Source organism: Phenylobacterium sp. (genome assembly GCF_004799515.1).
Taxonomy (GTDB): Bacteria; Pseudomonadota; Alphaproteobacteria; order Caulobacterales; family Caulobacteraceae; genus Phenylobacterium.
Genome location: NZ_SSMX01000021.1, coordinates 159,359 through 171,349 on the forward strand (window position 1 = coordinate 159,359; position 11,991 = coordinate 171,349).

Genomic DNA, 11,991 nt, shown 5'->3' on the forward strand with positions numbered 1-11,991 from the left:
ACAAAAGGCGAGGGCTTCAGTCCTGCGGCGGCTCGGGCGCGACCGGCGCGTCGGCCTCGGCCGCTTCGGGCGGAGCGCCGCCCAGCGAGGGATAGCTATGCGCCGGCGCCGGGGCGTCATTATAGGCGACCCGCGTCAGGACCGGCGCGTCGTCCGGGGCGTCAGCGGCATTGTCATCGGCCGTCGGGGCAGCGTCGCGGGAGGGCCGGGTGACGGCGACCTTCTCGTCCGGCCAAGCCAGGGCCTTCTTCCAGTCAGAGCCCAGCACATAATCAGGCGTCTTGCCCTGGTAGGCCACGAAGGTGGTGCCGGGATCGAAAGGGCCGGTGGAGCGCTCGCCGGCGAAGTCGGCGATCATCTGCGGCCCGGCCGGGCGGTCGGCGCTGGCGGCGAGATCGACCGCCATCAGATGACCCAGGAAGATCCCGGATAGGAGGGCTGCGGCGGCTCCGGACGCGACGATTTTCAACGGATCACCCGATAGTCATTTGACGAGGCGGCCTAACAGCGTGTGGACCGCCTATTGGTTCAGCGCCAAGCTGGCCTTATTGGCGCACCTCGGCCGCGGGAGAGGCCTCGATGAGCAAGCACAATCCCTTGTCCGCGCGCCTGGCCGGCCACGCCGGACCCGAATGGCGCGCCAGTTTCGCCGAGTTGGAGGCGTTGCTGGGCTTCCCGCTGCCTAAGGCCGCGCGGACCGGCAAGGCCTGGTGGAAGAACGACGCCGCCTCGCCGCACGGCCGGGCCTGGGCCCAGGCCGGCTGGGCCGCCGAGGACATCGACCACGCCCAGGGCCTGGTGACCTTCCGCAAGGCCGCGCCGCTGACACCGATGGAGCCTTCGCCGAGCGCCGCTCCGGCCGACGAGCCCGCTATCCTCACCCGCCTCGACGCCACCCCGAAATGGAGCGGCGCCCTGATCGCCGCGGGCCTGGTCCTCGCCGCCGGCCTCAGCGTCTTCGCCGTCCACGGGGCGATGCGGAAGAAGGCCTAGGCCTCCGCCTTCTCCACGAAACTGTCGATGACCTTCTTCTCGCCGGCCTTGTCGAAGGCGACGGTGAGCTTGTTGCCTTCCACGCCGGTCACCGCGCCATAGCCGAACTTCAGGTGGAAGACCCGGTCGCCGCGCTTGAACTCGCTGCCGGTGTCGGCGGAGGTGGCGACCAGGCGGCCTTCGCCCTCGATCACCTGCTGCCGGCCCGGGTGGCTGCCGCGGTAGCCGGCGGTCTGGGCGCGTTTCCAGCCGGGGGAGGAATAGCCGGCGCCGAAGGTCGGGCTCTCGTCCCAGCGGCTGCCGTGCTGCTGCATGCCGGGGCCGCCGCCGTAGTAGCCGGTCTCGGAGGAGGCCTCGACATTGGCCAGCGGCAGTTCGTCGACGAACCGGCTGGGCAGCTGGCTGGTCCAGCGGCCGTACACCTGGCGGTTGGCGGCGAAGGAGACGCGCGCCTCTTCGCGGGCGCGGGTGATGCCGACGTAGGCCAGGCGGCGCTCCTCCTCCAGGCCCTTCTCGCCCTTCTCGTCCATGGAGCGCTGCGAGGGGAAGACGCCTTCCTCCCAGCCAGGCAGGAAGACCAGCGGGAACTCAAGCCCCTTGGCCGAGTGCAGGGTCATGATCTGCACCGCGTCGGCCTGCGGCCCGCGGTCGAGGTCCATGACCAGGGAGACGTGCTCCAGATAGGCCTCCAGGGTCTCGAAATTGCCCATCGACTGGACCAGCTCCTTCAGGTTCTCCAGCCGGGTCTGGGCGGTCGGGCCTTTGTCGAGGCGGAGCGCATCGGTGTAGCCGCTCTCCTCCAGCACCTGCTCCATCAGCCGCGGGTGGGCGAGGCGGCCAGCCCCCTCGCGCCAGCGGTCGAGGTCGCGCAGGAAGTTGGCCAGCGAGGTGCGGGTGCGGGCGGCGAGTTCGTCGGTGCGGACGACTTGCCGGGCGGCTTCGAGCGCCGAGATTCCGGCCAGCCGCGCCACCTGCAACAGCTTCTGCACCGTGGTGTCGCCGATGCCGCGCTTGGGCGTGTTGACGATCCGCTCGAAGGCCAGGTCGTCGGACGGCGAATAGATCAGCCTGAGATAGGCGTGGGCGTCGCGGATCTCGGCGCGCTCGAAGAACCTGGGGCCGCCCACCACCGTGTAGGGGATCTGCAACAGCACGAACCGCTCTTCGAAGGCCCGCATCTGGAAGGAGGCGCGCACCAGGATGGCGATATCGCGGTAGCGGCGCGGGTTGCGGTCACGCGAGCCCTTGTGGGCGCGCTCGATCTCCTCGGCGATCAGCCGGCTCTCGGCCTCGCCGTCCCAGACGCCGCGCACGATGACCTTCTCGCCGCCCTCGGCCTCGGTCCAGAGCGTCTTGCCGAGCCGGCTCTTGTTGGCGGCTATGAGACCGGAGGCCGCCGCCAGGATGTGGCTGGTGGAGCGGTAGTTGCGCTCGAGCCGGATGACCGCCGCGCCCGGGAAGTCGCGCTCGAAGCGCAGGATATTGTCCACCTCCGCGCCGCGCCAGCCGTAGATCGACTGGTCGTCGTCGCCGACGCAGCAGACGTTCTGCCGCTTCTGGGCCAGCAGGCGCAGCCACAGGTACTGGGCGACGTTGGTGTCCTGGTACTCGTCCACCAGGATGTAGCGGAAGCGGTCGTGGAACTCGGCCAGCACGTCCGGCTGGGTCGTGAAGATGGTCAGGTTGTGCAGCAGGAGGTCGCCGAAGTCGCAGGCGTTCAGGATCCTCAACCGTTCCTGGTAAAGCCGGTACATCGCCTGGCCTCTACCGTTGGCGAAGTGGCCGCTCTCCGCCGGCGGCACCTTGTCCGGCGTCCAGCCGCGGTTCTTCCAGTGATCGATCAGGCCCGCCAGCATCTTCGCCGGCCAGCGCTTGGAATCGACGTTCTCGGCCTCGAGCACCTGCTTGAGGAGGCGCTCCTGATCGTCGTCGTCGAGGATGGTGTAGTTCGACTTCAGCCCCACCAGTTCGGCGTGGCGGCGCAGGATCTGGGCGGCCACGGAGTGGAAGGTGCCGAGCCAGCGCAGGCCCTCGGCCTGCGGCCCGATGATGTGGGTGATCCGCTCGCGCATCTCGCGCGCGGCCTTGTTGGTGAAGGTGACGGCCAGCAGTTCCCAGGGCCGCGCCTTGCCGGTGGCCAGGATGTGGGCGAGGCGGGTGGTCAGCACCCGCGTCTTGCCGGTGCCCGCGCCGGCCAGCACCAGCACCGGCCCCTCGGTGGCTTCGACGGCGGCCCGCTGCTCGGGGTTCAGCCCGTCGAGATAGTCCGCGGGCCGCTGATCGGCGCGGGCCAAGTCACTGACGCGCGGGGCAGGCGGTTCGAAAGGGGATTCGGATCCGGACATATGAGGCCTGTCTAACATGGCCCTTCACACACGACAGCCAAGTGTTCGTGCTGCGTTCCGTCGCGCCTAGCGGTCGGCGGGCGCGGGCCGGCGCGGCGCGGGCATGCGGGCGCTGCAATCGCCCATGCGCTCCATGAACTCGCGATAGGTCATGCTGTCGGGGATCGGCCGCACCAGGGCGCGCCAGTCGCGGGACTCGTCGCTCGACTGCAGCCGGCCCAGGTAGTAGCGCGCCATGCGGCTGTTCCAGCCGCCACGGGCGCCGTTTGGGCCGCCGCCAAACAGCACGCCGATACTCGCGCAGTCCAGGTCCTGCCGCTGCTCGGCTGTGATGGCCGGGGGCGTCTCGGGCGGTGGGGCGGCGTGCATGCGCCTAGGGCATAGCGGGCGGCGGCCCCTGCCGCCAAGCCCGCGCCTCGAACCTGGCGTCGATGACAAAAAAGACACTTGATGCATGATACCTCGGTAAGCAAGGTATGATGCATGAGCGTAGATCGCCGCGACATGGCCGATGAACTCGGCAAGTGGGAGGTGCAGGTCCGCAAGGGCGGCCTGGGCCTGGCGGTGCTGGCCATCCTCTGGCCGGGCCGGCTCTACGGCCTGGAGATCCTCCGCCAGCTAGAGAGCCAGGCGGGGATGAGCATCCCCGAGGGCACCATCTATCCGCTGCTCAGCCGCATGAAGGCCGAGGGGCTGGTGGACGCCGAATGGGTGGAGGCCGACGCCGGCCACCCGCGCAAATACTATCGCCTCACCGATCCCGGCCGCGCGCGGGTGCGGGAGATGACGCAGAGCTGGCGGGCGTTCGCCCAGGGGTTGGAGCGCCTCCTGGCGCCCATCGAAGGAGACATCTCGTGAGCAATGACGCCGGACTGGCGCACCTCGACTGCTACCTCGACCAGGTGCATCGCCACCTGGGCGGCCTGCCGGACGCCGAGGTCCGCGAGACCCTGGCGGAGCTGCGCAGCCATGTGCTGGACAAGGTCGGGGGCGACACCACGCCCGCGCGGATCGAGGCCGCCATCGCCGAGCTCGGCAGTCCGCGGGAGGTCGCCCGGGTTAATGTGACCGAGCGGGTGGTCGCGGGACTCGAGACCCACCGTTCGCCACTTTGGGTGCTGCACGCCATCGTCCGGCTGGCGGGCTTGAGCGCCTATGGCCTGTTCGCCTTCCTGGTGTCGGTCCTGGGCTACGGGTCGGCGGCGGCCTTTCTGGCCACCGCGGCGGTGAAGCCCTTCGCCTGGCGTCAGGCCGGGCTGTGGGTCCAGTCGGACGGCCGGAACAGCTACGTGGCGTCCCTGGCGCTGGGGGTCATGGACCGCCCGCACGCCGGCCGTGAGCTGCTGGGCGTCTGGATCATCCCCATCGGCCTCGGTCTCGGCCTCTTGCTGGGCTGGCTGACCTGGCGGTTCGGCCTCTTCAGCCTGCGCCTGATGGGCCGCCGGGCGCGCCGCGACCGCTAGCGAAGGCCAGCGCCGCCACCCGGCAGGCCGAGGCGAGGGGACCGCCGCCACGCCCGGCGTCGATGCGGCCGATCAGGGCCGCCAGGCTGATCTCCTGGGTCCGCGCCATCGCCTCCAGCACCGCCCAGAACTCCGGCTCCAGCGCCAGCGAGGTGGCGTGGCCGGAGAGCTGCACCGACCGTTTTCTTAAGGTCGCCATGCTGGACTATGTCCTGCGGTTCGGGCCCGCGCGCCACCGGAATCATTAAGTTGACGGCAGCGTCATCTTTGGGCGGTCAATATCGAGGAGTTCGTCCCATGGCCATGGCCGACACCATCTCCGCGCCGCCCGCCGCCCAACCGGCCTACCGCCCGGTGTCGACCAAGCTGGACTGGGGCCACGCGCTCCGTTCGCTGCAGCGCCTGCTGAACGACAAGGACGACACCATCCAGGTGTTCGAGATCATGCGGGCGCTGAACGGCAGCTCCACGGCCAAGGGCTATCACCGCCTGCTGACCACCCCGCAGGGCGGCCGCATCGCCTACCAGCGCGCCGAGTTCGCCGAGCGGCTGATGGATGACGCCTGGCTGGACAGCCTGCCGCAGGGCAGCGTCGGCGCCGCCTACCGCGAGTTCGTCCGTTCACAGAACTTCAGCGCCGAGGGACTGGCCGAGATCAGCCGTCAGACCGAACGCGCGGTGGACGAGCCGCATCCCTACGCCTGGTTCGGCCGGCGCACCCGCGACGTGCACGACATCTGGCACGTGCTCTCCGGCTATCACCGCGACGGCCTGGGCGAGGCCTGCCTGGTGGCCTTCTCCTACGCCCAGACCAAGGGTCTCGGCTGGGCTTTGATCGCCGTCGGCGCCGCCCACCGCGGCCGCAAGGGCCCCACGCCTTATGCGAAGGCGATCTGGCAGGGCTACCGCCGCGGCCAGGCCGCCAAGTGGCTGCTGGGCGAGGACTATGAACGCCTGATGGCCGAACCGCTCGACGCGGCCCGCAAGCGCCTCGGCATCACGCCCGCCACCGTCTACGACTCGATTCCCCCCGAGGTCCGCGACCAGTCCCTGCCCAAGGCGGCCTAAGGGCGATCACGCCCGGCGCGGTTCAAGCGCTGACGTTCACCTTCACACCGTGGCCGTCGACCCGCACCTTCACCCGGCCCGACGCCTGGTCGAAGCGCAGGTTCACTCGCTCGTCGCCGACCCGTAAGCCGTCGATGCTGAACGCGCCGATTCCGATGGGAAGGTGAGGGTCGAACAGGTCGACCTGGCCCCGAACCCCGTCGACCGAAATGCCCAGACAGGCCTGCAGCATCATGAACACCGACCCGGCCGCCCAGGCCTGTGGCAGGCAGGCCACCGGATAGGGCGTCGGCGCCTCGCCAGCCTGGCGGGGGAAGCCGCAGAACAGCTCGGGCAAGCGCATCTCGAGCTGCACCGCAGCCTCGAACAGGCCCGCGGTCAGGCGCACCACGCCCTCGCGGTCTCCGTAGTTCGACAGGCCGAGGGCGCAGATCGCCGTGTCGTGCGGCCACACCGAGCCGTTATGGTAGGACATCGGATTATAGCGCGGCTGACCGGGCGCGAGCGTGCGGATCCCCCAACCTGAGTTGAGGCGGGACGAGAGCAGGCGCTCGGTCACGCGCTGGGCGCGCTCCGGCGACGGCAGGCCGGTGAACAGCAGGTGCCCCGGATTGGACGCGAAGATTCGGCAGGGCGCGCCCTTGCCGTCCAGCGCGATGGCGTAGAAGCCCAGGTCCTCCATCCAGAACAACCGCTCCACCCGGTCGCGCAGCGCCTCGGCGCGCCTCGCCCAGTCGCGGTCCTCGCCGGACGCTTCCCGGCGGGCGGACAGCTCGGCCATGCTGCGCAGGGCGGCGTAGACGTAGCCCTGCACCTCAACGAGCGCGATCGGGCCGATCGGGAACCGCCCGTCGGCGTGGAAGATGGAATCGCCGGAGTCCTTCCAGCCCTGGTTCGAAAGCCCGGTGTCGCGGCCACGGGCGTAGGCCAGCAGGCCCTCCGGATGGGCGTCCAGGTTGCTGACGATCCAGGTCATGGCGCGCTCAAGCGCCGGCCACAGCCGCTCGATGAGCGCGAAGTCTCCCGTGCGCCGCGCATAGGCGCCGGCCAGGGCGACGAACAGCGGCGTGGTGTCGACCCCGCCGTAGTAGCGGCCGAAGGGCACCTCGCCCAAGACCGCCATCTCGCCGCGGCGGGTCTCGTGCATGATCTTGCCCGGCTGGCTGTCGCGGAATGGCGAGAGGGACTCCGCCTGGTGCGCGGCCAGATAGGTCAGCACTCCGCGGGCCAGCGAGGGATCGAACCACAGGACCTGCCAGGCGGTGAGGATGCCGTCGCGCCCGAAGGGCGTGGAGAACCAGGGGATGCCGGCGTAGGGATAGGGTCCGGTCTCCATCGAGGTGGTCAGGAGCGCCAGGTCGGAGACCGACTTCCCGATCCAGCCGTTGAACAGCCGCCCGTCGGTGCTCAGCCGCGCGCCATGCCGCCGGCGCGCGCGCATCGCCCAGCGCGCCCGCGCCGCCGCCGCCCGGAAGCGCTCGCGCGTCGGCGCCGCGACCTCGCGGGCGCCGATCTCCACATGCAGCTCCAGCCGGTCGTCGGCGGCCAGCTCGTACTGGAATTCGGCGCGGCGGGCGGTGAACCGCGTGGGCTTGTCGGAGAAGGCGATGACGCAGCAGCGCTCCACCTCGTCTAGGCCGACATAGTGGAAGGCGACGGTGGTTTCGCCGACCGCCGGCTTGCGCCGCACGCCCCGCGCCGGGCGCCGGGCGCCGCGCACCTCGAACATGTCGTGGAAGTCGGCGTCGAACTCGAAGGCCAGCGGCAGGGTCACCGCCTCGGTCCCGTAGTTGGCGATGGTCAGCCGTTCGTAGATCCGCTCCTCCCACACGAAACGCTTGCGCTCGATGTGCAGGATGCCGGGCGGGGCGACAGGGCCGCCGGGGGCCGGCAGAGCCTTGTTCAGGCTCTGAGCGGTGAAGACGACGTTGTCGTGCGAGATCGCGCCCGACAGCAGGGTCGGCCGGGCGTCGTCGACCAGCAACTCCCAGTGCGACAGGATCCGGGTGTCGTCATGGAAGACGCCGTCGCCGGCCCCCAGGATGTCGCCGTGCGGATCGGCGACCACGAAGGTGTCCCGGTCCTTGAGCGCGAACATCCGCTGGAGCGCCCGAGGCTCCTCCACCTCGCCCCAGGCGATGGGGCCTTTCACATTGGGCGAGAGTTCGTCGACCGTCATGAAACGCTCTCCCCGAACGGAGCCTCACCAGGCTGCGACGAGCGCGGCCGCGAATAGAGCTGCACGTAACGTTCCGCCATGGCCGTGGCGGAAAAACGTTCCTCGAAGCGGCTGCGGATCGCCTGGCGCGACAGATGGGGCGCGCGGCCCACCGCCTCCACGGCGCCCTCGATGTCGCGGACGATGAAGCCGGTGAGGCCCGGTTCGACCACCTCCGGCACCGATCCGCAGTCGAAGGCCACGACCGGCGTGCCGCACGCCATCGCCTCGATCATCACCAGCCCGAACGGCTCCGGCCAATCGATGGGGAACAGCAGCGCATCCGCGCCGCCCAGGAACGCCGACTTCCGGTCGTCGCCGATCTCGCCCACGAATTCGATCAGCGGATCGTGCAACAGCGGCTCGATCTTCTCCTCAAAGTAGGCCCGGTCGACCGGGTCCACCTTGGCGGCGATCTTCAGCGGGCGGCCCGTGCGCCTGGCGATCTCGATCGCCCGGTCGGGCCGCTTCTCCGGCGAGATGCGGCCGATGAACGCCAGATAGCCGCTCGAGGCGGGCGAGAACCGATAGAGGTCCGCGGACACGCCATGGTGCACCGTGCCCACCCAATTCGCGTCCGGGATCGGCCGGCGCTGATCGGTGCTGATCGACACCAGTGGGAACTGATACCAGCGCCGATAGACCTCCGGCAGGTCCTTCAGATCGAGCCGCCCGTGCAGGGTCGTGATGGTCCGGTCCGCCACGCACTCGAAAAACGGGAAGTGGAGCATGTCGGTGTGGAAGTGGATCACGTCGAAGTCCGAGGCCTGCCGGCGCACCTCCGCGAGCTGGGTCAGGTGAGCGGCCAAGTCCGACTTGAGCGGCGCCGGGTCCAGCCGGATGGCCTGATCGCGCACGGGAACAAGCCGCGCCTTGGTGCGGGCGTCTGCGCTGGCGAACAGGGTGACGTCGTGGCCCAGCTCCACGAGGGCGTCCGACAGGTGGGCCACCACGCGTTCCGTGCCGCCGTAGAGCCGTGGCGGAACGGCCTCATACATCGGCGAAACCTGCGCAATCCTCATCGACAATCCTCGGCCGGCGACGCCCATGGCGACGCCTGCAAGGGACAGGTCGCCTCAGAGCGATAACTCGGGAGCGCGCCGGACGTTCACCGTCGAACGCCGATTACCGAAGATCGTCGCGACCGGACCTGGAACCGCCTATCGGCGGTTTGGCTCCTTTGTGGATTGAAACTCGGCCGCCGAGCCGTCAGCGTGTCCTGAACCCTCGCGGAACGACGGGGGACGCAGGGGATCGGGAGGGGTTTTTGAGCGGCAGGATCGGGCTTGCGGCCATTTCGGTCGCCATGATGGCCATCGCCACGGCGGCGCTGGCGCAACCGGCGGGGCCCGCGGCGGCGGACGCCGGCCATCCGGGCAAGGCGGTCTACGACAAGGTCTGCGCGGCCTGCCACGACCATCCCGCGGCGAGCCGGGCGCCCAGCCTGGACTCCCTGAGGGCCATGCGCCCGTCGAGCGTCGAATATCACACCACGGTCGGCTACATGCGCACCCAGGCCAAGGACCTGACCGCGGCCGAACGCAAGCAGCTCGAGGACTGGCTCTCCCTCGGCCAACCGGACAACAGTGGCTGGCTGCAGCGGTCGCAATGCCGGGGCGCGGCCGAGCGGATCGACCCGGCGGCGAAGCCCGCGGTCGCCACCTGGGGCGTCGATCCACACAACAGCCGGGCGCTGAGCGCGGCGCAATCGGGGCTGACCAAGGCCGACTTCGCCCGGCTGGAGCTGGCCTGGGCGGTGGGCCTGCCGCAGACGCCGACCATGCGCTCCCAGCCGGTGGTGGCCGGCGACACCCTGTTCATCGTGGCGAGCGACGCGGGGCGCATGTACGCCTTCGACGTCCGCACCGGCTGCGCCAAATGGCAGTACGAGGACGCCGCGCCCTTGCGCTCCTCGATCAGCTACGGCGAGCTGGCGCCGGGCCGTCCGGTGATCGTCGCGGGTGACGCCACCGGCTTCGTCCTGGCCATCGACGCGCGGACCGGCAAGCTGGTCTGGCGCTCGGACGCCCGCCTGGTCGAGGCCAACCGGATCACCGGGACGCCGGTGATCTACAAGGGCCGCGTCTACGCACCGCTCTCGGCCACCGAGATCAACCACGCGGTGGACGAGACCTACGAGTGCTGCAAGGCGCAGGGCGCCGTGGTCGCGATGGACTTGAAGACCGGCAAGAAGCTCTGGGTCGGCCGCACCATGGTCGAAGCCGTCAGGACCCAGAAGAGCCGGGTCGGCACCCAGATGTGGGGTCCCTCCGGCGCGCCGATCTGGAGCAGCCCGGCCATCGATGAGAAGCGGGGCCTGCTCTACGTCGGCACGGGCGAGCAGAACTCCATCCCCTTTGTCGAGACCACCGACGCCGTCGTGGCCTTCGACCTGGCCACCGGCGCGCGCAAGTGGTCGTTCCAGGCCACGCCGCGCGACCTCTGGCACTACGGCTGCCCGAAGGGCCCCAATTGCTTCGGGTCGGAGACCGGGGTCACACTCGACCATGACTTCGGCGGCTCGGTGATCATCGCCAAGCGCGCCGACGGGCGCGACATCCTGCTGGCTGGCCAGAAGTCCGGGGCCGTCTGGGCGCTCGACCCGGACAGCGGCGGCAAGCTGATCTGGACCAACCGGCTCAGCAAGGGCGGGGCGAACGGCGGCGTCCATTGGGGCACGGCCGTCTACGGGAACCGGGTCTTCGCGCCGATCAACGACGCAACGCCGCCCTCCGCGGACTATCCGACGGCGGGCGTCGCCCTGCATGCCCTCGACATCGACACCGGCAAGATCCTCTGGACGGCGAAGGGCGAAGGCGACTGCTCCGGCGACCGCCGCGCACGCTACGCCGCCTGCCAGACCCGCATCGGCTTCTCGCCGGCGCCCTTGGTGGTGGACGGGGCGGTGGTGCAAGGGGCTCTCGACGGGATCCTGCGGGTCTATGACGCCGAGAGCGGCGCGGAACTCTGGCGTTACGACACCATGCGCAAGTTCGACACGGTCAATGGCGTCGCGGCCAACGGCGGCGCCATCGATTCCTCGCCCTACGTCGCGGCCGACGGGATGCTGTTCGTGGTCTCGGGCTATGGCCGCTTCGGCGAGGTCCCGGGCAACGTCCTGCTGGCGTTCAAGCCCAAGAAGTAGGCGGGCTGATCAGCCGTTATGCGGCGTCCGTCGCCTAGGTCTTTCGCCCTCGCCGAACGTGTTCGACCGGGCTTGTTTTGAGGCCGGCCGGGTGCGTTAGCTGTAGGGGAGCGTACGGCCTGTCGCCACAGTCGCCGACGCGGGGGAATTGCTTATGAAACTGGAATTTCTGTTGGCCGCCGCCGCATTGGCGGTGGCGTCGCCGGCGTTCGCCACCACGCCGATCCCGGCTGGCGAAGAAGTGCAGTACACCTTCAACGGGGTCTTCCCGCCCGGCTTGCGGACCCCCGCTTCGACGGCCACCTTCGTCATCGACACGCCGACCTTCATCACGGCGCCGGAAACCCCGACGCCCGACAGCTGCACCGGGTGCGGCAGCCTGGGCACGGTGGTATTCTTCCCGAACCTCAGCGGCATGTTCGACGAGATCACGATCAACGGCCACAACACCCTTTTCTCCGACTCGACCGGTACGGGCGCAGTGTTCGACACGATTGGGACGAGCACGGGGTTCAACAATGCCTCGACCTTGACGGTGGCGTTCGTGAAGCTGCCGGGGTCGGCCGCGCCGGAGCCGGTGACCTGGTCCCTGCTGGTCGGCGGCTTCTTCAGCCTCGGCGCGGCCCTGCGCCGGCGTCGGATCGTGGCGACACCTGTCGTTTCCAAGAAGGTTGTTCACCCTGGCCGAGGGCGTGAGGCCGGCGATGCCGGCGTGGGGTCGGGTGAGGTTGTAAGCGTCGGTCCATGGCCCGATGGCCT

General features: G+C 69.8%; 12 protein-coding genes. 6 read left to right on the forward strand and 6 right to left on the reverse strand.

All coding sequences use genetic code 11. The features are described from left to right. Positions 1 to 16: 16 nt before the first annotated feature. Positions 17 to 406, reverse strand: coding sequence for a hypothetical protein (locus tag E8A49_RS08550; RefSeq protein ID WP_293379039.1), 390 nt, complete (start codon positions 404 to 406; stop codon positions 17 to 19). A gap of 173 nt (positions 407 to 579) precedes the next feature. Here E8A49_RS08550 and E8A49_RS08555 point away from each other — a divergent pair, with 173 nt between their 5' ends. Then, positions 580 to 993 (forward strand): hypothetical protein, encoded by a 414-nt coding sequence (locus E8A49_RS08555; protein WP_293379042.1) that lies wholly within the window; start codon positions 580 to 582, stop codon positions 991 to 993. Here the strand turns inward: E8A49_RS08555 and E8A49_RS08560 are convergent. Both E8A49_RS08560 and E8A49_RS08565 read right to left on the reverse strand, forming a co-directional pair. Beyond that, positions 990 to 3,356: an ATP-dependent helicase gene (locus E8A49_RS08560; RefSeq protein WP_293379045.1), complete on the reverse strand. Its 2,367-nt coding sequence runs from the start codon at positions 3,354 to 3,356 to the stop codon at positions 990 to 992. The genes E8A49_RS08555 and E8A49_RS08560 overlap by 4 nt on opposite strands. Before the next feature lie 48 nt (positions 3,357 to 3,404). Beyond that, on the reverse strand, positions 3,405 to 3,707 hold the full coding sequence (locus E8A49_RS08565; RefSeq protein WP_293379048.1) for a hypothetical protein: 303 nt from the start codon (positions 3,705 to 3,707) through the stop codon (positions 3,405 to 3,407). A gap of 114 nt (positions 3,708 to 3,821) precedes the next feature. Here E8A49_RS08565 and E8A49_RS08570 point away from each other — a divergent pair, with 114 nt between their 5' ends. Both E8A49_RS08570 and E8A49_RS08575 read left to right on the forward strand, forming a co-directional pair. Continuing rightward, complete coding sequence (locus E8A49_RS08570; RefSeq protein WP_293379051.1) at positions 3,822 to 4,196, forward strand: PadR family transcriptional regulator; 375 nt, start codon at positions 3,822 to 3,824, stop codon at positions 4,194 to 4,196. Then, positions 4,193 to 4,801, forward strand: coding sequence for a hypothetical protein (locus E8A49_RS08575; RefSeq protein WP_293379054.1), 609 nt, complete (start codon positions 4,193 to 4,195; stop codon positions 4,799 to 4,801). The genes E8A49_RS08570 and E8A49_RS08575 overlap by 4 nt, the downstream gene beginning before the upstream one ends. Here the strand turns inward: E8A49_RS08575 and E8A49_RS08580 are convergent. Further along, positions 4,758 to 5,000, reverse strand: coding sequence for a ribbon-helix-helix domain-containing protein (locus tag E8A49_RS08580; protein ID WP_293379057.1), 243 nt, complete (start codon positions 4,998 to 5,000; stop codon positions 4,758 to 4,760). The genes E8A49_RS08575 and E8A49_RS08580 overlap by 44 nt on opposite strands. Before the next feature lie 98 nt (positions 5,001 to 5,098). Here E8A49_RS08580 and E8A49_RS08585 point away from each other — a divergent pair, with 98 nt between their 5' ends. Beyond that, positions 5,099 to 5,869 carry a Coq4 family protein gene (locus tag E8A49_RS08585; RefSeq protein ID WP_293379060.1) on the forward strand — a complete coding sequence of 257 codons (771 nt, stop codon included), beginning with the start codon at positions 5,099 to 5,101 and terminating at the stop codon, positions 5,867 to 5,869. A gap of 22 nt (positions 5,870 to 5,891) precedes the next feature. Here E8A49_RS08585 and E8A49_RS08590 read toward each other — a convergent pair whose 3' ends face one another. Together E8A49_RS08590 and E8A49_RS08595 are read right to left on the reverse strand one after the other, a co-directional pair. Continuing rightward, positions 5,892 to 8,048, reverse strand: coding sequence for an amylo-alpha-1,6-glucosidase (locus tag E8A49_RS08590; RefSeq protein WP_293379063.1), 2,157 nt, complete (start codon positions 8,046 to 8,048; stop codon positions 5,892 to 5,894). Then, positions 8,045 to 9,109 (reverse strand): glycosyltransferase family 4 protein, encoded by a 1,065-nt coding sequence (locus tag E8A49_RS08595; RefSeq protein WP_293379066.1) that lies wholly within the window; start codon positions 9,107 to 9,109, stop codon positions 8,045 to 8,047. Before E8A49_RS08595 ends, E8A49_RS08590 begins: the two co-directional genes overlap by 4 nt. Positions 9,110 to 9,354: 245 nt before the next feature. Between E8A49_RS08595 and E8A49_RS08600 the strand changes: the two genes are divergently transcribed. Next, positions 9,355 to 11,232, forward strand: a complete 1,878-nt coding sequence (locus tag E8A49_RS08600; protein WP_293379069.1) for a PQQ-binding-like beta-propeller repeat protein — start codon at positions 9,355 to 9,357, stop codon at positions 11,230 to 11,232. A 172-nt stretch (positions 11,233 to 11,404) separates the two neighbouring features. After that, positions 11,405 to 11,991, forward strand: a 587-nt coding sequence (locus E8A49_RS08605; RefSeq protein ID WP_293379072.1) for a hypothetical protein, incomplete at its 3' end; no start/stop codon positions are given.